Raw genomic sequence first — 19,312 nt, 5'->3', positions numbered from 1 at the left:
TTTGGCGCTTTTACTGATTTTAGTTATTGCGCTCGATGACGTATCGGGCGAAAACTTCGAGTTGGTCTGTATTGTAGGGTATTGCAGCCAAGGCTTGTAGCGCTTCTTGGTAAAGTTGCTGTGCTTTTTGCTGCGCACCTTCCAGACCGAGCAGAGCCGGATAGGTACTTTTATTCAGCGCGACGTCCGATCCCTGGGGTTTGCCCAGGGTATCGGTATCACTGGTGATATCAAGGATATCGTCCTGAACCTGGAACGCCAGGCCCACGGCTTCTGCGTAGCGGTCCAGTTGCGGCAGGACGGCGACGCCTTTGTCACCGGCAGCCAGGGCGCCGAGGCGAATGGCACAGCGGATCAGGGCGCCGGTTTTATGTTTGTGGATCGTTTCCAGCTGCGCCAGGGAGATTTGCCCGCCTTCGGCGGCCAGATCCAGTGCCTGGCCGAGACACATGCCGGCAGCCCCGGATGCTTGGGCCAGCTCCCGGACCATCCGGATCCGGTACGCGTCGCCCTGTTCGCTCAGCTGCCCGGTTGCCAGGATTTCAAACGCCAGGGTCTGCAGGGCATCCCCGGCCAGAATAGCGCTGGCTTCGTCAAAGGCAATATGGCAGGTCGGCTGGCCGCGGCGCAGCTCATCATCATCCATCGCCGGCAGATCGTCATGGATCAATGAATAGGCGTGGATACACTCGACCGCAGCGGCCGGGGTGTCCAAATCATCACAGTCAGCTCCCAGCATCTGGCCGGTGACATAAGTCAGGTAAGGGCGGGCACGTTTGCCGCCCAGCAGCGTCCCATGTTTCATGGCCTGGAGCAGGGCATGGTCGGCATACGGCTGCGTTGCCAGCCACTGGGCCAGCTGTTGGTTATTCCGCTGGAGGTAGTACTGCAGGGAGGATGACAGGGATGAAGTGTTATTCATTGTTTGCATCAAATTCAGTCAGGGGGGCTTGGTCGTCTGCCTGGAGCAGAATTTCGACACGCTGCTCAGCCTGGGTCAGCTTTTGCTGGCTGCTGCGTGCAAGCGCGATACCACGCTCAAATTTTTTTAATGCGTCCTCAAGGGCAATGTCGCCGGATTCCAGTTCGTTAACAATGCTATCGAGTTCGTCCAGTGCGGCTTCAAACGCCATATTTTCAGGTTTTTTAGCTGCCATACGCGGTTCACTGTGATTTAAGTGCAGGAAAAATAACGTAGAGACGTATTAGGGTCAAATTATCTCACAGGATTCTGTGGGGCCAACAGTTATTTTCGCATTTTGCCGACAACCGGGCTAAATCTTAATTCAAGGGTGCCGATACAGTTTGAGTTGGTTAGAATACCCCAAGCAAAGTACTTGGCTAAGTTGGAGAACTATCGGTGGATTTGGCTACCCTTATCGGCTTAATCGGCTCTTTTGCCTTTGTCATCATGGCAATGGTGTTGGGCGGCAGTATCAATATGTTCATTGATACGCAGTCGATCCTGATTGTGTTATGTGGTTCGACGTTTGTAGCGCTGATGCAGTACAGCGTCGGGCAGTTTTTCGGTGCAGCCAAAATTGCGGTCAAGGCATTTATGTTCAAGACCGATAACCCGGAAGATCTGATTGCCAAGGTTGTGGAAATGGCTGATGCCGCGCGCAAAGGCGGTTTCCTGGCGCTGGAAGAGATGGAAGTGGAAAACTCCTTTTTGCGAAAGGGGATCGATCTGCTGGTGGATGGCCATGATGCGGATGTGGTGCGGGCGACGTTGCAAAAAGATATCGCCCTGACCAATGAACGCCACGAGCAGGGGGCTGGGATTTTCAAAGCGCTGGGAGATGTTGCCCCAGCTATGGGCATGATCGGGACCCTGATCGGCCTGGTGGCCATGTTGTCGAATATGGATGACCCTAAGTCCATTGGCCCGGCGATGGCGGTCGCCCTGCTGACGACTCTATACGGGGCGATGATGGCCAACATGGTGATGTTGCCGATTGCGGCCAAGCTGGAGCTGCGCAAAGACGAAGAGAAGCTCAATCGCCGCCTGATCCTGGATGGGGTTCTGGCGATTCAGGATGGTCAGAACCCGCGGGTGATCGACGGCTACCTGAAGAATTATCTCAACGAAAAGAAACGTGCCATCGACGGCGATCAGTAAGGGAAAATGATGGAAGAAGAATGCAAATGTCCCCCACCGGGGCTGCCGCAGTGGATGGGGACCTTTGCCGACCTGATGTCACTGCTGATGTGTTTCTTCGTACTGCTGCTGTCGTTCTCTGAGATGGACGTGCTGAAGTTCAAACAGATCGCCGGTTCGATGAAGTTTGCTTTCGGGGTGCAAAACATGCTGGAAGTCAAGGATATTCCCAAGGGGACCAGTGTGATCGCCCAGGAGTTTCGTCCGGGTCGACCGGAGCCGACGCCGATTGAAGTGATCATGCAGCAGACGATTGATATGACCCAGCGCTCGCTCGATTTTCATGAAGGAGAGTCGGATCGGGCCGGGGGAACCCAACGGGATGCCGGCAAGCTGACCGGTGGCCAGAGTGCCCAGATGTCCACTGAGCTCAATCAGAATGATCAATCCGAGATGATGGAAGCGCAGCAACAGCTGGTCGAAGTCCTGCAGCAGGCGCTGAATCGTGAAATTGATGATGGTGCGATCGAAGTGGAAAACTTCGGTCAGCAGGTCGTGATCCGGATCAAGGAGAAAGGCTCGTTTCCGGCCGGTTCGGCTTTCCTGCAGCCGAAGTTTCGCCCGCTGGTGCGTCAGATCGCCGATTTGGTGAAAGATGTGCCCGGGGTGATCCGTGTTTCCGGCCATACCGATAATCGGAAACTGGACTCTGAGCTGTATCGTTCAAACTGGGATCTTTCCGCCCAGCGGGCGGTGTCGGTCGCCCAGGAGATGGAAAAAGTTGACGGTTTTGATCACAAACGCCTGCGGGTGGTCGGTCTGGCGGATACCGCGCCGCTCAATGACAACAAGACCGAAGCGAAGCGTCGGGCCAACCGCCGGGTTGAGATCTCCATCATGCAGGGTGAACCGCATTACTCCGAGGAACTGAGCAGCGGCGGGAATTAAGCCTACACTAAGAGGATAACAGGGCCGTGGGGAGTGCTCTCTACCTCCCCGGACAATCTTGGTAAGCAACGCGTCCTGTTTGGGAATATATCCTTGTTTCAGCAACAGCCGGCTTGCTGTATAATCCGCGCCTTTGATCCTTTTGGTTATGTTTGGCCCAGTGTAGCGAAGCGTGTTATGAAATTTATTGTTAAACCCCATCCAGAGATTTTTGTGAAGAGCGAATCGGTCCGTAAGCGCTTTACCCGAATCCTGGAGTGTAACATCCGCATTATTCTTCAACGTCTGTCCGACTCCGTGGCGGTGTATAACCGACGTAGCTATATCGAAGTAACGTCGAAGGATGACAGTATTCGCGAGCAGGTGCTGGCAGTTCTGACCCAGACGCCGGGGATCCACCATACGCTGGAAGTCAAACAGACCGAATTTAAAGACATGCATGACATCTATGAGCAGACGTTGGCGCATGTGGGTGAGCAGATTGTCGGCAAAACTTTCTGTGTCCGGGTTAAGCGGAGCGGTAAGCACGACTTTACGTCAATTGAGCTGGAGCGCTACGTCGGTGGTGGTCTGAACCAGGCTGTGGCATCGGCGTCGGTGAAACTGAAAAATCCGGACGTGACGGTGAAGATCGAAGTCGAGCACGACAAGCTGAACCAGATCCTGGCGCGTCATCAGGGGCTGGGCGGCTTTCCGCTGGGCACTCAGGAGGATGTCCTGAGCCTGATCTCCGGTGGCTTTGACTCCGGGGTATCGAGCTATCTGCATATTAAGCGTGGCAGCAAGGTCCACTACTGTTTCTTCAACCTGGGTGGCCCGGCGCACGAGATCGGGGTGAAGCAGGTTTCTCACTTTCTGTGGAAGAAATACGGGTCTTCGGCCAAAGTGAAGTTCATTGCGATTGATTTTGAACCTGTGGTTGCTGAAATCCTGGAAAATATCGACGACGGCCAGATGGGTGTGGTGCTGAAGCGAATGTTCATGCGCGCGGCCGGCCAGGTAGCTGAGCGGTTCGGGATCCAGGCGCTGGTGACCGGTGAGGCACTGGGCCAGGTGTCTAGCCAGACCCTGACCAACCTGCGTCATATTGATAATGTGACTGACTCTTTGATCCTGCGCCCGCTGATCAACTGGGATAAAGAAGACATCATCAAGGTCGCCCGTGAGATCGGCACCGAAGATTTTGCCAAGACCATGCCGGAATTCTGTGGTGTGATCTCGAAAAGCCCGACCGTGAAGGCGGTGAAAGAGAAACTTGAAACCGAAGAAGCCAAGTTTGACTTTGCGGTGTTGGATCGCGTCGTCGCGGAAGCCCGGGTACTCGATATTCGTGATATCGAAAAAGAGAGCCAGGAGCAGGCACCGGAGATCGAACTGGTGGATCAGATTGAATCCGATGCGATTGTACTGGATATCCGCAGCCCGGATGAAGAAGATGAAAATCCGCTGGAGCTGGAGAACGTGGAGGTCAAGCACCTGCCGTTCTACAAGCTGGCGACCCAGTTTGGCGATCTGCCGCAGGAGAAAACTTACCTGCTGTATTGTGACCGCGGCGTCATGAGCCGTTTGCAGGCCCTGTACCTGAAAGAAAACGGCTTTGAGAACGTGAAGGTGTACCGCCCTTAATCAGGTTCACAGCGATGAAAAAACGAGAGCTTCGGCTCTCGTTTTTGTTTTCAGGCTTCGGAATATTCTCCTTGCTGTCGCTATTTCCGCGGCAGCACGGTGTAGTGCATGTTCGGCCAGACCACCATTGGTTCGGCCACTTCGGCAGCCCGCTCTTTTCCGGCCAGGTGGTTGATGATCTCAAAGGCAAACTCTTGTGCCGTCCCCGGCCCCTGGCTGGTCAGCAGGCGATGGTTGATATCATAGACCACCCGTTTGCTCCGGCGGCGATCTTGCGGGATTTGTTCAATAAAGGCCGGATGGGCGGTCATCAGGGCTTTCGGGAACAGTTGGTGGTGTTCCAGCACCACGGCCGGTGCTGCGCAGATGGCAGCAATCAACTTGCCGTCATGTTTGTGCTGATCGACAAATTCGATCAGCAACGGGCTGTCGCGAAAGCACTCGGCGCCAGCGGCACCGCCCGGCAGCACAACGCAGTCAAACGGCTCGTCAGCAATCGCCACGAGTGCCACATCGGCGACCAGCTTGATCCCGCGAGAGCCCGGCATGATCAGCGCGCCGTCCGAGGCGACGCTGGCGATGGTGACCTGAAACCCGGCCCGGATCAGAATGTCGATGGTCGTCACCGCTTCCATTTCCTCGCTGCCGGGGGCGATACAAACGGCGACTTTGATTGGGCGCTGTTGAGCTTCATGCGTCATGATCTTGTTGCTCCAGTTGTTTGATTTGCTGCCACAGCCGGGTATTTTCCGGAACCGCGATGCCGTGTTCCTGTGCCCGGTCAATCAGATATCCCGTAATATAGTCGATTTCCGTTGTCCGGTGCTGGGAAATATCCTGATTCATCGACGAATAGTTTGCGGCTGTATTTTTTATCACCTGATCGACCTGGCGGCGCAGGGCTGTGCTGTCGGCTGCAATCCCTTCAGCGCGCATCACAGCAGCAACTTCGTTGCAGATAGCATCCAGCCGTGAGTGATATTTCGCCTGGGCGAGATCCCCGTTGCGGCATTGCGCGATGGCGGTGAGCGGATTGATCGCACAATTGATCGCCAGCTTTTGCCACAGCGGGGTAAGGATCTGCGCATGCCATTGGCAGGGTGGCAGCGCCTGTTGCAGCGCTTCGGCCAGGTGCTTTTGTTGATGACCTGCCGGATTCATGGCGCCGAGCCAGGTGGGCCCGAGCCCGGTGTGATTGAGCTGCGCCGAACTTGGGCGATAGGCTGCCTGGGCGGTTGTGGCATACAGCAGCGGGTTGTCTGGGAGCAGCGCTGAAGCCATCCGATGGGTTCCCATCCCGTTGTGCATGACTACCACCGGGGTTGTAGGGGGCAGATACGGCAAAATCGATGTGAGCGCTTGCTCCACCTGAAACGCTTTGACGGTCAGCAACACACAGTCGGCTTGCTGTAATTGCTCGGGCTGGTTGGCTGCAAAGTGATAAGGTTGCGGCCGGGAGGCGTTCTCCAGCGGATTAAAGGTCAGGGAAAGTGTGCGGGCATTATCCCGGGTCCAGAAATGGACTGAGTGGTGCAGGCTCAGGTGACATCCCCATAAGCGGCCAATGGCGCCGGCGCCGACAATGGTCAGGTTCAACTCGGGTATCCTTACTTGATCAGTTCTGCGCTCAGCATATCACGTTCTCTGACAGCGACTGAATGGGGAAAGGGGCACATCCACGTTGTGCCGTTTACGCTGCAAACCGGATCAGAATTTGTAGTTGGCTGAGAGGTAGTGGCCAAAGCCGGTGGTGTCGCCAGCAAAACCGCCATCTTTAAACAGGGCCATATTGTGGTAGTACTTCAGGCCATAGCCGAAGGCCCATTGCGGGGTGTGGTAATAGATGCCGTTGAACCACTCTACGGCAGTGGTGGTCCGGTTGATATCATCGGAAATTTTCGAGGCACCGAACTTGTAGTCCAGATAACCCTGATAAGTCACAAAATCACCGCTGCTGAGGGTGAGCCAGGGCTTGAACCAGTTGGTGGAGATCATGTAGCCGTCCCACTCGCCTTCATTGTCGGCGCCAAAGTTCTCCCGCACATAACGGGCGTAAGTATTGAGGCCCATTTTTCCGAACCAGGGCACCTGCACATCAGAGCCGAGGCCAATATAGTGCTCAAAGAGCGCGTTATCACCAACATTGGTGAGCGTTGATATATATAGCTCCATCACCGGGCCGAAGGAGAGATCTTTGCCGCTGATGCCGTCCAGAGAGAAGCGGGGGGCAAACTTCAGGAAAAAGTTGTCGGCAAAGTCATCGGTGCCTTCCGGTTTGTTTCGATCAGACTGACTGGAGTTGAGGATATCGAAGACATCCAGATAGCCGTAAAGATCCAGCCAACCGGAACGGCCGCCGAATTCCATTTCAAAGTAAGTATCATCCTGGAAGCCGAAGGGAATCCGGTTGTTGATGCTTTGCATCAAATTGAGTGTGAACCATTTGTAATCATTCTTGTGGATGTCATCGGAGTAATCGACCGCGACGCTGGTGCCCGGCAGGGTAAGAGCGGCGCTGATACTGAAAGCTGCCAAAGTTCTGTTCATGATGAGATCTCGCTAGCCAAGTGCCATTGCTTCGGGGGCTCTGCCAAAGCACCTGGGTCGGGTGCACGGCTGTCCCCCTGCGAAGCGCGTTGTTATAAAAATGGAGTGATACGCGCCTACTGCAAAGGCTAGTGCATCGGGCTCAGACAGGCGGGCTGTCTTAGGGGCAAGGCGTGATTCTTAAAAACCAGTCAGGGTCTTGGATTAAAAAATTCTGGGAAATGAAGGAGAAAGCGGGGTTGTCTTGAAAATAATTATGCTCTTAACATTGAGAGCCGGATCAAAAAAGCACCCTTGCGGGTGCTTTTGAAGATACAGGAGCTTGTCATTTAGAACTTGTAAGTGACAGAGACATAGTGGCCAACACCTGTAGACTTGAAGCCATCAGAGTCTTTGATACCATAGATATCTTTATAGGCTTTCAAGCCGTAACCGACAGCGTAGCGATCTGAGTGCCAGTACAGGCCGTTGAACATGGCACCACCGCTGCTTGCGCCGCCAGTGTTCGGGCCATCGTCCAGGCCAAATTCGTAATCGATGTAACCCTGGTAAGACAGGAAGCTGCCGTTGTCAAAGAAGTGGAATGGCTTGAACCAGTTTGTCGCAAGGTGGTAGCCGTTCCACTCGTGGTCGTTGCCACGATATGAGGCGTACAGGTTCAGGCCAATTTTACCTAACCATGGCACGTTTACGTCTGAACCCAGGCCAATTTTCTGGTTGTTCACACCAGAGTTACCACCCCATTCCATCAGCGTGGCAATGTATAGCTCCTGAACCGGACCGAAAGACAGGTCTTTGCCGGTCACTGCGTCCAGAGACATGCGTGGTGCAAACTTCATGAACATTTTTTCAGCATCAGCTTTGTCGCTGTCTTTGTCGCTGCTCAGGTTGAACACATCAACGTAACCGTACAGGTCAAAGATTCCCGAGCGACCACCGAATTCCATTTCCATGTAATCGTGATCTGATTCGCCTGGCAGCTCGTTGATAGCGTACATCAGGTTGAATTGTGACCAGCTATAGTCGTTTTTGTGAATGTCGTCAGAATAATCGGCGGCGTTAACGGTGGCCGGCAGGGCAGTTGCTGCCAGCACGCTCAGTGCTACTAGGGATTTGCGCATGGGTAAACTCTCGCTCATTGTGTATTGGTATCAGGCTCTTTTGCGGCCCGTTTCGTTGTGGAGAGATTCTATGGTTTTATGTCACTGTTGTGAATGTAACGATTGCGCAATCATTTGCCAAATGTGATCATGATCTTTTGATATCGATTACATTTTCGGTGTTTGGTGATCAAGATCGTTATTTTTACGGTTTTCAATGAGAATTTTCTGAACTAAGTGATAAATACGTCATCTAATGGCCGATTTGGAGCCCAGTTTTACATCACTGGTATCCAAAAACAGAAATGGGAGGGGCTTGTCTTCAACAAAACACCTCCCAATGTTCAGGCATATGCAGGTGGGCTGCGATTAGGTCACTTCAGAGCGTGTTTGCACACTGACTTTCTGGTGCCTGCTGACCGCATAAATCAGCATCAGAACCGGCAGGCCGATGAGTGCGGTGGAGAAGAAAAACACGTTGTAGCCAAAGTTGTCGACAAAGACGCCCGAAAATCCGGCAATAAATTTCGGAAATAGCAGCATAATGGAACTGAACAGGGCATATTGCGTGGCAGAAAAAGCGACGTTGGTCAGGCTTGACATGTAAGTAATGAAGGCTGCGGTGGCGATGCCGGCACTGAGGTTATCCACCGAGATCACCAGGGTCAGCATGGTCAGGCTGTTGCCCATATAGGTGAAAATCATAAACAGGATATTGGTCGATGCTGCCAGAATTGCGCCCAGCGCCAGGATCCGCAAAGTCTTGAACTTACTGACGAGAATCCCGCCCAGTCCGGCCCCCAGCAAGGTCATGATCACCCCGTATACTTTTGAAACGGAGGCCACTTCGGTCTTGCTAAAGCCCATATCGACGTAAAAGGCGTTGGCCATCACGCCCATCACCACATCTGAAATCCGGTAGGTTCCGATGAGCACCAGGATCAGCAATGCTTCGCGGCCGTAGCGGGTAAAGAAATCCTGAAACGGCAGCACAGCAGCGGTATAAAACCAGGCCGTCAGGCGGGCCGGGAGAGCGGGTATTCCTTTGTCGAGCAATTGCTGGCGCATCTGGCGCTCGATGTTGTCGACGGCCGAGCTGTCGATGCTTGGCTCGTGAATACATAAAGCGGTGATCAGACCCACGAGCATCAGCCCGGCCATGCTGAAGTAAGCAACTTGCCAGCCATGGGCATTGTATTCGGTGTCGGAGCCGAACCAGGCGGCCAGGGCCATGGCCCCGGCGCCGGCCATAATCATCGCCAGCCGGTAGCCGGTCATGTAAGCTGCGGCCAGTGCAGCCTGCAGGCGCTCTGAAGCCATTTCAATCCGGTAGGCGTCGATCACGATATCCTGTGAGGCGGACGAGAAGGCGACAATCACGGCAAAAATCGCTAACTGAATCAGATCAACCTGCGGGTTGCTGATCGCCATGCCATACAGAGAGGCGATGATCAGTAGCTGGGAGAAGACCATCCAGCCGCGGCGCCGGCCGAGCAACCGCGACAGGAGCGGCACTGGAAAGCGGTCGATCAGCGGGGACCAGATCCATTTGAATCCATAGGCCAGTGCGACCCAACTGAAAAAGCCGATGTCGGTTCGGCTGACTTCGGCTTCCCGGAGCCAGAAAGACAGGGTGCCGAAGACCAGTAGGATCGGCAGGCCTGATGAGAAGCCCAGCGCCAGCATGATCAGGACTTTTTTCTCCAGATAGACCCGCCAGCCCAGGCGCTTATCCTCAAGTGATTGCGACATGGTTCCCTCAGTATTGATATGGTTGTGTTTGCGTGTGCCGATTATAAGATGAAGTTGCATCGCACTTCAGTAAAATGCGGGTAAAAAAGAAGGCCGGGTTAGATCCGGGGACCGGGAGACAGGTGCTCGCTAAGGGCGGATCCCCTGCATTTTTTTCTGATGCTCACCCACGCCCAGCAAAAACTGCGCCGTGGTGGTGACTTTGAACTGAATGAAATGGTTACCGAGCAGCTGGTGCTCTTCCAGGGATTCGAGTAAATGCAGCAAATACCAGTAAGCTGATTCATAGCGGTTGGCCGGGGTACCGGCAGGAACCGACATTTTCCACCAGTCATGGAGGTGCTCGGTGCAGGTTTTTTTCAGGGTATCGTAATCTGCTTCGCCACAGAGGACACCGAGTGCGCAAAGAGCCAGGGCCGGCGCGTAATCTGCAATGTGCTGATCGACCTGTTGCGAAGAAGGTTCTGGTTGGGAGGAAATCAGTTTGAGCATAAGGGCCACCTGGTCGTTGCGGTAGGCGAACGACCAGGTGACGTCCGCTTACTTTTTGATAATCGTTATTGCTTTAATAACTATAGGTTGCAGCGGGACATCTTTCATACCCATCGAACGAACGGTTGTGGTAGGAATTTCAGCCATTTTTTCAATAACTGAGAACCCCTTCACAACTTTTCCGAACACGGCATAACCCGGTTGGTTGCCGCGGGCATCCAGGAAGGCGTTATTGTTGTAATTGATGTAGAACTGACGCGTGGCAGAGTCCGGCGCATTGGTGCGGGCCATGGCAATGCTGGCGCGTTCATTCTTCAGGCCGTTGGCGGATTCGTTTTTAATCGGCGAATAGGTATCCCGGCGATTGAAATCCTGGTCAAAGCCGCCCCCCTGGGCCATAAAACCCGGGATCACGCGGTGAAAAATGGTGCCGACGTAGCTGCCGTCTTCCACATAACGCAGAAAGTTCTCGCTTGAGATAGGCGCGTTCTTCTCGTCCAGCTGGACGGTAAACTCCCCCAAGCTGGTGGAGACCAGGACTTGTGTGGCGGCACTGACCGGCAGCGCAAGGCTCAGAAGCAGAGCCAGCAAGGCTTGGCGCATTATAGTTTCTCCTGCAGGTAGCTGTTGAGCTCAGGATCGGCGTAGATATCCTTCAGAACGGCAGTCATCAGGTTATTCAGGGCCAGTTCCATATCTTCAACCGATGCGCTCATGGCCCCGTTGCGTTCCGATTTACCGGCATAACGCTTGACGAACTTGCCGGTCGGGGTTTCGACCACCAATTGTAGCTGCAGCTTGCTGCTCAGCTCGTGGCTCATTACGCTGTGCTTGACATTGACCATGGCTTCCAGAATATCCAGCCGCATGGTGCCTTTGCCGTCTTGGCTTATGCTGTAGCCTTGTGAACTCAGCTGACGGGACAGGGCATCCTCCAGGGTGATCCGCAGGTTCTGCGTCGCGTGCAGCGGCTGCACATTTTGACGGCCACTGTCGACCACGGCAACGAATTGGGCGGTGCGCAGATCGCGACTTTCCAGGTTTAGTGTTTTTCCTGAGGCTGCCGGCTGTTGGGCAATCACCGGGGTCGGATTCAGGGTTAGTTGTGGCTCCGACGGTGCAGAGCAGGCGGTCAGTGCCATGACCGTGGCGGCAATAAGAAGCTTTTTCATCGATTTTCTATCCTTACTAACTGCGGCAGGAAGGTTCAGCCGCAACAATACATGTATCAATGGCGAATTTACTTTCTGGCTTGGTAAATCACGAATTTGTTGTTCTGGGCCATGACCGATACGTTACCAAATAAACGCTTTAGTTTTCCATCGTAGCCCAGGTGACGGTTGCCAATCACGATCAGCTCGCCATGGGATGTCAGAACTTGCTTTGCATCACAAAACATTTGCCAGGCAATATGATCGGTGATCGCGTTTTGCTGGTGGAAAGGCGGGTTACACAGGACCAAATCCGCGCTGCCGGGTTTGAAACCGGTCAGGCAGTTGTTCACGATCGCTTCAAGTTGTGCCGGCTCGGGCAGGTTCAGCGCCGCATTGGCCAGGCAGGATGCGACCGCCATGTAGCTTTCATCGACACAGATGACCCGGGCTTGCGGGTTCTGCTGCGCTGCTTTGATGCCGATCACCCCGTTGCCACAGCCCAGATCAATAATGTGCTGGTATTTGCGGTGCTGGGGAATGTGCTCGAGCAACAGCCGGGCACCGATATCCAGACTGTCGCCGGAGAAAACATTGGCATGGTTGGTCAGGGTCAGGCCGTGCTCCGGGACTTCCCAGCTCAGGGGGGCGGGTAATGGCTGGGCCAACGCCGGATTCACCTCGCAGAAAATGAGCCGGGCTTTTTTCACCGCCAGTGAGGTTTTGGTGCTGCCCAGGTTTTTCTCGAACAGTTTCAGGGTTGAGGTGTGGATATCCTTGGCTTTGGCCGCGGCAATGACCGTACACCCCGCCGGCAGCTTCTGACACAACTGCTGCAATTGCCAGGTCAGCAGGCGCGTTATCTTCGGCAGCTTGAGCAAGACCAGCTGCGGGTTGTCCGGCAGCTCGGCCTGGCAGTCGATGATTTGAACATCCGGCAGTTGGTTGGCTTTGAGGTTGGCGATGCATCCCTGGCGGGCAATAAAGGAGTCCGTGACACAGGTGACTTTGCCCTGGTTGGCAAACCAGCAGCTGAGCGCGCCGAAGCTATCGTTCATGATTAGGATCGGGCGGCCTGGATCCAGGGTCATGTCCTGGACGTGGTTGATGAGGTACTCGTCAGCGGCGTCCCATGCCTGGAGCGTTTCTTTTGTTCTGGCCGGGTAGCGCTGGAGGGTCAGCGTTCGCCCGTGCAGGTTGAGCTCTGGTTTCATTACCGGTTACTTTCAGGTATGTTTGCAGTTTGGTTACCTATTTTCGCAGAACATACCTGCGCTGCAAACTAAAACCCTTGTCGAGCGGTTCAATTTAGCCAACGTTTACTGCTGTCGTGCAGTGATATGGTTCGATCAGATGGTTTCACAGCTGTCTTTGGCTTGGCTGAATACTGGCGGGGGGAAAGGTGAGTCAGCGTTGAGGGTGGAGAGTTATGATCCAGGATCGCATTCAAGAAAAATTGCACCAGGCCTTTGCCCCGGTCCATCTAGACGTTATCAATGAAAGCTACATGCACAATGTTCCGACCGGCTCGGAAAGCCATTTTAAAGTGGTGATTGTCAGTGATCAATTTGCCGGCCAACGCCTGATTGGGCGCCACCGGGCGGTGAATACCGTGCTGGCTGATGAGCTGGCCAACCACATTCATGCCCTGGCGATCCATACCTATACCGAAGACGAATGGCAGGCTAAACAAGGTGAAGCGCCTGCCTCGCCGGCGTGTCGCGGCGGTAGCAAGCTGGGCTAGCATTTTTCTCATCCTTTCTTTCTCGTGCGGCGATGAACCTCGCCGCCGTATCCTAACGAATTGATTTATTGTATGCCCGACATTTAAAATTTGAGATGACGGGCAATAATCTTGCGTCCCTTCACGTATGATGAATCCTCTACCGTCGATGAAGCGGCATAAAGGTTGTCAATTCAGTGCTGCTTCGGTGTGAGTCAGCGCTGGCAATCTGGCTATACTGGGTAAGGTGCTTCGCTGTTCAGGGCTGAGAGATTCAGTCCGGCGGAGCCAGTTATTTACTGCGATTGGTATTATGTCCCGGATTCAGTGGGCCTTCAGGCTGGGCTGGATATCATTGGGCGAAAATCAAGCAAAAGGATATTGCATGGTGAGGCGTTGTCGTCAATGGTTACTCGGAGTACTTTGTTTATGCGCGGTGGCGGCTTGCAGTGAGCCGGGGGAGCAAGCCGTGTCGTCGGCTCAGGCTATCGAGTGGAAGCTGGTGACGTCCTGGCCTAAAGGCTTTCCCGGTATGGGGGTGGCACCGGAACGATTTGCCGATATCGTGAACCGGTTAAGTCAGGGCCGTCTGATGATCCGGGTTTATGGCGCCGGCGAGCTGGTGCCAAGTTTTGATGTCTTTAATGCTGTGGCCAAAGGCACCGTACAAATGGGCCATTCGGCTGCATTCTACTGGCAGGATAAAATTCCGGCCGCACCCTTTTTTACCTCCGTCCCCTTTGGCATGACAGCACAGGAAATGAATGCCTGGCTCCACTATGGCGGCGGGCTTGGCCTGTGGCAAGCATTATATGAGCCTTACGGCGTGATCCCGATGGCAGGCGGTAACACCGGCGCTCAGATGGGGGGCTGGTTCAACAAAGAAATCCGGACGATTGATGATCTTAAAGGGCTGAAGATGCGGTTACCCGGTTATGGGGCGGATGTTTTTAAGCGCGCCGGCGGGATCCCGGTCAGCCTCTCAGGCGGAGAGCTGTTTACTGCTCTGGAAACGGGCACCATTGATGCGGCAGAGTGGGTCGGCCCCTATAACGATTTAGCATTCGGTTTACATAATGCGGCGAAATACTACTATTATCCGGGGTGGCAGGAGCCCAGCACAACGTTGGAGTTTCTGGTCAACCAGCAGGCGCTGCAGAGTTTACCGGATGACTTACAACAACTGGTGGTGACAGCGGCCCGGGCGGTGAACCAGGATTTGCTGGATGAGTATACTGTCAAGAATATGCAAGCGCTGGATGTGCTGGTTCGCGAGCATCATGTCGCATTGCGGCGTTTTCCTGCGCCGGTACTGGCTGAACTTAAGCAATTGACCCGGGAGCTCCTTATCGAAAAAAGCAAAAGTGACCCGGCGCTGGCTCAGATTTATGCATCCTATCAGCAGTTTTTGACCGATACCCGACTATATAACCGGGTCTCAAACGGTGGAAATGTGAACGCCGATTAACAAATTGTGACAGATTCTAACCGAATGAAACGGATGCTTGTTGCTCTCTTGTTGTGGTTGTTTTGATTTTATTGGTTTTTTGTTGGTCAGCGTTATCAAGGTGATGCTGGCTTGATAAATCAGTGAGTGGTTCACAATTGTGCGTTAGCTCAAATTTACAGCCTTATAAACGGGTTGTGTTTGAAATCTTCACTGATTTTCACCTCGTTTAGCGTGGTTTGGCATAGTAAAAAGCCGTCGATTAATGATAGAATCGCGGCCTCAAATTATCCGTCACAGAGGCTGTGATCGATAAGTAAATAGGATGTTGCGGTGCCGGTGGGGTTCAAACCGGCTTCGGACGAAGGAAAGTCGTGTCTAAATTACGCAATAGAAAATTCTTTTTCCCTTTAATGTAGTGCAAGTGCGTATGATTACAATAAAAAAGGGTTTGGATATCCCAATTGCAGGGACTCCTGCCCAGGCGATAAATGATGGCAAGGCCATCACTCGAGTCGCCTTGCTTGGCGAAGAATATGTTGGTATGCGTCCTACAATGCATGCCCGCGTAGGGGATGTAGTGAAGAAAGGTCAGGTTCTTTTTGAAGATAAGAAGAATCCAGGCGTGAAATTCACTGCTCCAGCCAGCGGCAAGGTCGTAGAAATCAACCGTGGTGCGAAGCGTGTGCTGCAATCCGTTGTGATTGAAGCAGAAGGCGATGAGCAAGTCACATTTAACCGCTACGAAGCAGACCAGCTGGCACAGCTGGAGCGTAATGCGATTGTAGAGCAGTTGGTTGAATCTGGCATGTGGACAGCGTTACGGACGCGTCCTTTCAGCAAGGTACCTGCCATCGACGCTGAAACTCAGGCGATTTTCGTCACTGCCATGGATACCAATCCACTGGCGGCGAATCCGGAAATCATCATCAACGAACAGAGCGATGCCTTTGTTGCCGGTCTGACGCTGCTGTCACGCCTGACAAGCGGCAAGGTGATGGTTTGTAAATCCGGTGCCAGCCTGCCGCGTTCCCAGCAGTCGAATGTGGAAGAGCATGTGTTCAACGGTCCGCATCCTGCGGGTCTGGTCGGGACGCATATCCATTCGCTGTTCGGTGCTGACTTGGCCAATGTGGCATGGCACATCAACTACCAGGACGTGATCGCCTTCGGTCAACTGTTCCTGACCGGTGCGCTGTACACTGACCGTGTGGTTTCTCTGGCTGGTCCTGCTGTGAACAATCCTCGCCTGGTTCGAACCACGCTGGGTGCGTCTATCGAGCAACTGGTAGATTCCGAGCTGATGCCGGGTGAACTGCGCGTGCTGTCTGGCTCTGTGCTGAACGGCAAACACGCTGCGGGTCCACATGCTTTCCTGGGTCGCTACCACCTGCAGGTGACTGCATTGCGTGAAGGCCGTGAGAAAGAATTCATGGGTTGGATTGCGCCAGGTAAGAACAAGTTCTCGGTTACCCGCGCGTTCCTGAGCCAGTTCTTCCCGAACCAGCTGTTTAACATGACGACGTCGACCAATGGTTCCGAGCGTTCCATGGTGCCAATCGGCAACTATGAGCGAGTGATGCCATTGGACATCGAGCCGACCCTGCTACTGCGTGACCTGTGTGCCGGTGACACTGAAAGTGCCCAGCAGTTGGGTGCGCTGGAGTTGGATGAAGAAGATCTGGCTCTGTGTACGTTTGTATGCCCAGGTAAGTACGAGTACGGCCCACTGCTGCGCGAGTGCCTGGACAAGATTGAGAAGGAAGGGTAATTCATGAGCCTCAAGAATTTCCTAGAGCAAATCGAGCCCCATTTTGAGCCGGGCGGTAAGCATGAGAAGTGGTTTGCGCTGTATGAAGCGGTTGCCACGCTGCTGTATACCCCAGGCCAGGTGACGCGTACCGGTGCTCACGTTCGTGATAACATCGATCTGAAGCGCATCATGATTATGGTGTGGTTTGCCGTATTCCCAGCTATGTTCTGGGGTATGTACAATACAGGTCACCAGGCAATTGTTGCCCTGAACCACATGTATGCTGGTGAGCAACTGGCTGCGGTGATCGCAGGGGACTGGCACTACTGGTTGACACAAATGCTGGGTGGAACCCTGGCTGCCGACGCCGGTTGGGGCAGCAAGATGCTGCTGGGTGCGACCTTCTTCCTGCCTATCTACGCGACAGTGTTTGCTGTCGGTGGGGTCTGGGAAGTCCTGTTCTGTATGGTCCGTAAGCACGAAGTCAACGAAGGTTTCTTCGTGACCTCGATCCTGTTTGCGCTGATCGTGCCACCAACACTTCCACTATGGCAAGCCGCGCTGGGGATCACCTTCGGTGTTGTGGTTGCGAAAGAAATCTTTGGTGGTACAGGCCGTAACTTCCTCAACCCTGCGCTGGCAGGCCGTGCATTCCTGTTCTTTGCATACCCGGCTCAGATCTCTGGTGATCTGGTTTGGACTGCAGCCGACGGGTTCTCAGGCGCAACAGCACTGAGCCAGTGGGCGAACGGCGGTCAATCTGCGCTGATCAACACCGTGACCGGCGAAGCGATCAGCTGGATGGATGCTTTCATCGGCCGTATCCCGGGTTCAATTGGTGAAGTTTCGACGCTGTTTATCGTGCTGGGTGCTTCGATGATCGTGTTCATGGGGATTGCTTCCTGGCGCATCATTGCCGGTACCATGATCGGGATGATAGCAACGGCGACTCTGTTCAACATCATTGGTTCTGACACCAACGCGATGTTCAGCATGCCATGGCACTGGCACCTGGTTCTGGGTGGCTTTGCATTCGGGATGATGTTCATGGCGACCGACCCAGTCTCTGCTGCTTTCACCAACAAAGGTAAATGGTGGTACGGTGCACTGATCGGTGTGATGGCTGTTTTGATTCGTGTGGTGAACCCGGCATTCCCGGAAGGTATGATGCTGGCAATCCTGTTTGCAAACCTGTTTGCACCTCTATTTGACAACCTAGTAGTTCAGGGCAACATCAAACGGAGACTGGCTCGTCATGTCAAGTAATAACGATAGCATTAAAAAGACGCTGATTGTTGTTATCACGCTGAGCCTGGTGTGCTCGATCGTGGTTTCAACTGCAGCAGTGATGCTGCGTCCAATGCAGCAATACAACGCCAAGCTGGATGTGCAGCGTAATATTCTGTCCGTTGCCGGCCTTCTGCAAGATGGCATCAACGTCACAGAGACTTACGAGCAGTTCATTGAGCCTCGCCTGGTAGACCTGGATACAGGCAACTTCGTTGAGTCTGTGGACGGTCTGACGCCTGCTGAGTATGACCAGCGTAATGCCGCGAAAACGCCGGCACAGTCAGAGAAGCTGGATCCGGCTGTCGATTTCGGCAAAATCATTCGCCGTGCCGATGTTGCCAAGGTGTACCTGGTACGCGACACCAACAATGGTGTGGATAAATTGATCCTGCCAGTTCACGGCAATGGTCTGTGGTCGATGATGTACGCCTTTGTTGCAGTTGAAACCGACGGCAACACGGTATCGGGCATCACTTACTACCAGCAGGGTGAAACCGCCGGTCTGGGTGGCGAAGTTGAGAACCCGAAGTGGCGTGCACAGTGGGAAGGCAAAAAACTGTTTGATGAAAACGGTCAGCCGGCTATCCGTGTCGTGAAAGGCGGCGCACCGGAAGGTAGTGAGCATGGTATCGATGGTCTGTCAGGTGCAACGCTGACAAGTAATGGTGTCGAGAATACCTTCAAATTCTGGCTGGGTGAAAACGGCTTTGGTCCGTTCCTGGCTAAGGTTCGTGAGGGAGGCCTGAACAATGGCTGATACTAAAGAAATGAAGAAGGTCCTGTTTGGTCCGCTGATCAGTAATAACCCGATCGCGCTGCAGATCCTGGGGGTATGTTCTGCACTGGCTGTGACCACCAAACTGGAAACAGCCTTCGTAATGACGCTGGCAGTAACCTTCGTAACGGCGTTTTCGAACTTTTTCGTATCGCTGATCCGCAACCACATTCCAAGCAGTGTGCGTATTATTGCCCAAATGGCAATCATCGCTTCTCTGGTAATCCTGGTTGACCAGATCCTGAAAGCGACGGTGTATGATATTTCGAAGCAGCTTTCTGTCTTCGTTGGTCTGATCATCACCAACTGTATCGTGATGGGTCGCGCAGAAGCATATGCCATGAAATCAGCGCCACTGCCATCACTGCTCGATGGTATCGGCAACGGTCTGGGCTACGGTTTTGTTCTGATCACAGTCGGTTTCTTCCGTGAGCTGCTGGGCTCAGGAAAACTGTTTGGTGCGCAGGTGCTGCCACTGATTTCAGAAGGTGGCTGGTACCAGCCAAACGGCATTATGCTGCTGGCGCCGTCTGCTTTCTTCCTGATTGGTTTCCTGATCTGGGCTATCCGTACCTTCCGTCCAGAACAAGTAGAAGCGAAGGAGTAA

20 protein-coding genes are annotated in these 19,312 nt (G+C 53.7%); 9 read left to right on the top strand and 11 right to left on the bottom strand.

The features are described from left to right. Positions 1-19: 19 nt before the first annotated feature. The gene (ispA, locus tag NNL38_RS12340) at positions 20-922 is read right to left on the bottom strand and encodes a (2E,6E)-farnesyl diphosphate synthase (protein WP_439651355.1); all 903 of its coding nucleotides are present in this window, start codon (positions 920-922) and stop codon (positions 20-22) included. Further along, positions 915-1,157, bottom strand: coding sequence for an exodeoxyribonuclease VII small subunit (gene xseB / locus NNL38_RS12335; RefSeq protein WP_255388332.1), 243 nt, complete (start codon positions 1,155-1,157; stop codon positions 915-917). Before xseB ends, ispA begins: the two co-directional genes overlap by 8 nt. Positions 1,158-1,360: 203 nt before the next feature. Between xseB and pomA the strand changes: the two genes are divergently transcribed. The 3 genes from pomA to thiI all read left to right on the top strand — a co-directional run bounded on the left by pomA (position 1,361) and on the right by thiI (position 4,675). After that, positions 1,361-2,122: a flagellar motor protein PomA gene (pomA, locus tag NNL38_RS12330; protein ID WP_255388331.1), complete on the top strand. Its 762-nt coding sequence runs from the start codon at positions 1,361-1,363 to the stop codon at positions 2,120-2,122. Positions 2,123-2,131: 9 nt separating this feature from the next. Next, complete coding sequence (locus NNL38_RS12325) at positions 2,132-3,049, top strand: flagellar motor protein MotB (RefSeq protein ID WP_255390636.1); 918 nt, start codon at positions 2,132-2,134, stop codon at positions 3,047-3,049. A gap of 177 nt (positions 3,050-3,226) precedes the next feature. Next, positions 3,227-4,675 (top strand): tRNA uracil 4-sulfurtransferase ThiI, encoded by a 1,449-nt coding sequence (gene thiI, locus NNL38_RS12320; RefSeq protein WP_255388330.1) that lies wholly within the window; start codon positions 3,227-3,229, stop codon positions 4,673-4,675. 80 nt (positions 4,676-4,755) lie between these two features. Here thiI and yajL read toward each other — a convergent pair whose 3' ends face one another. The 9 genes from yajL to NNL38_RS12275 form a co-directional block, all read right to left on the bottom strand. Next, positions 4,756-5,376 carry a protein deglycase YajL gene (gene yajL / locus NNL38_RS12315; protein WP_255388329.1) on the bottom strand — a complete coding sequence of 207 codons (621 nt, stop codon included), beginning with the start codon at positions 5,374-5,376 and terminating at the stop codon, positions 4,756-4,758. Further along, the gene (gene panE, locus NNL38_RS12310) at positions 5,366-6,271 is read right to left on the bottom strand and encodes a 2-dehydropantoate 2-reductase (RefSeq protein WP_255388328.1); all 906 of its coding nucleotides are present in this window, start codon (positions 6,269-6,271) and stop codon (positions 5,366-5,368) included. Before panE ends, yajL begins: the two co-directional genes overlap by 11 nt. A gap of 111 nt (positions 6,272-6,382) precedes the next feature. Next, the gene (locus NNL38_RS12305) at positions 6,383-7,222 is read right to left on the bottom strand and encodes a nucleoside-specific channel-forming Tsx family protein (RefSeq protein WP_255388327.1); all 840 of its coding nucleotides are present in this window, start codon (positions 7,220-7,222) and stop codon (positions 6,383-6,385) included. 329 nt (positions 7,223-7,551) lie between these two features. Next, a complete protein-coding gene (locus NNL38_RS12300) occupies positions 7,552-8,343 on the bottom strand; it encodes a nucleoside-specific channel-forming Tsx family protein (RefSeq protein ID WP_255388326.1) in 792 nt (263 codons plus the stop codon). A gap of 348 nt (positions 8,344-8,691) precedes the next feature. Beyond that, positions 8,692-10,074, bottom strand: coding sequence for an AmpG family muropeptide MFS transporter (locus NNL38_RS12295; protein WP_255388325.1), 1,383 nt, complete (start codon positions 10,072-10,074; stop codon positions 8,692-8,694). Positions 10,075-10,203: 129 nt separating this feature from the next. Continuing rightward, a complete protein-coding gene (locus NNL38_RS12290) occupies positions 10,204-10,566 on the bottom strand; it encodes a hypothetical protein (protein ID WP_255388324.1) in 363 nt (120 codons plus the stop codon). A gap of 48 nt (positions 10,567-10,614) precedes the next feature. Beyond that, positions 10,615-11,169: a peptidylprolyl isomerase gene (locus NNL38_RS12285; protein ID WP_255388323.1), complete on the bottom strand. Its 555-nt coding sequence runs from the start codon at positions 11,167-11,169 to the stop codon at positions 10,615-10,617. Further along, positions 11,169-11,738, bottom strand: coding sequence for a YajG family lipoprotein (locus tag NNL38_RS12280; RefSeq protein ID WP_255388322.1), 570 nt, complete (start codon positions 11,736-11,738; stop codon positions 11,169-11,171). The genes NNL38_RS12285 and NNL38_RS12280 overlap by 1 nt, the downstream gene beginning before the upstream one ends. Positions 11,739-11,806: 68 nt before the next feature. Then, positions 11,807-12,931, bottom strand: a complete 1,125-nt coding sequence (locus NNL38_RS12275; RefSeq protein ID WP_255388321.1) for a methyltransferase — start codon at positions 12,929-12,931, stop codon at positions 11,807-11,809. A gap of 215 nt (positions 12,932-13,146) precedes the next feature. Between NNL38_RS12275 and bolA the strand changes: the two genes are divergently transcribed. From bolA to NNL38_RS12245, 6 genes are all read left to right on the top strand, one after another. After that, positions 13,147-13,461, top strand: coding sequence for a transcriptional regulator BolA (bolA, locus tag NNL38_RS12270; protein ID WP_255388320.1), 315 nt, complete (start codon positions 13,147-13,149; stop codon positions 13,459-13,461). Between the two features lie 364 nt (positions 13,462-13,825). Further along, positions 13,826-14,908: a TRAP transporter substrate-binding protein gene (locus tag NNL38_RS12265; RefSeq protein WP_255388319.1), complete on the top strand. Its 1,083-nt coding sequence runs from the start codon at positions 13,826-13,828 to the stop codon at positions 14,906-14,908. Positions 14,909-15,317: 409 nt separating this feature from the next. After that, positions 15,318-16,658, top strand: coding sequence for a Na(+)-translocating NADH-quinone reductase subunit A (locus NNL38_RS12260; RefSeq protein WP_255388318.1), 1,341 nt, complete (start codon positions 15,318-15,320; stop codon positions 16,656-16,658). Between the two features lie 3 nt (positions 16,659-16,661). Continuing rightward, on the top strand, positions 16,662-17,906 hold the full coding sequence (locus tag NNL38_RS12255; protein ID WP_255388317.1) for an NADH:ubiquinone reductase (Na(+)-transporting) subunit B: 1,245 nt from the start codon (positions 16,662-16,664) through the stop codon (positions 17,904-17,906). Beyond that, a complete protein-coding gene (locus NNL38_RS12250; RefSeq protein ID WP_255388316.1) occupies positions 17,896-18,687 on the top strand; it encodes a Na(+)-translocating NADH-quinone reductase subunit C in 792 nt (263 codons plus the stop codon). Before NNL38_RS12255 ends, NNL38_RS12250 begins: the two co-directional genes overlap by 11 nt. After that, positions 18,680-19,312, top strand: coding sequence for an NADH:ubiquinone reductase (Na(+)-transporting) subunit D (locus tag NNL38_RS12245; RefSeq protein ID WP_255388315.1), 633 nt, complete (start codon positions 18,680-18,682; stop codon positions 19,310-19,312). Before NNL38_RS12250 ends, NNL38_RS12245 begins: the two co-directional genes overlap by 8 nt.

Source organism: Photobacterium atrarenae (assembly GCF_024380015.1).
Classification (GTDB): domain Bacteria; phylum Pseudomonadota; class Gammaproteobacteria; order Enterobacterales; family Vibrionaceae; genus Photobacterium; species Photobacterium atrarenae.
Note: the sequence above shows the minus strand (reverse complement) of the source record. Positions and strands in the feature narration are given on the sequence as shown.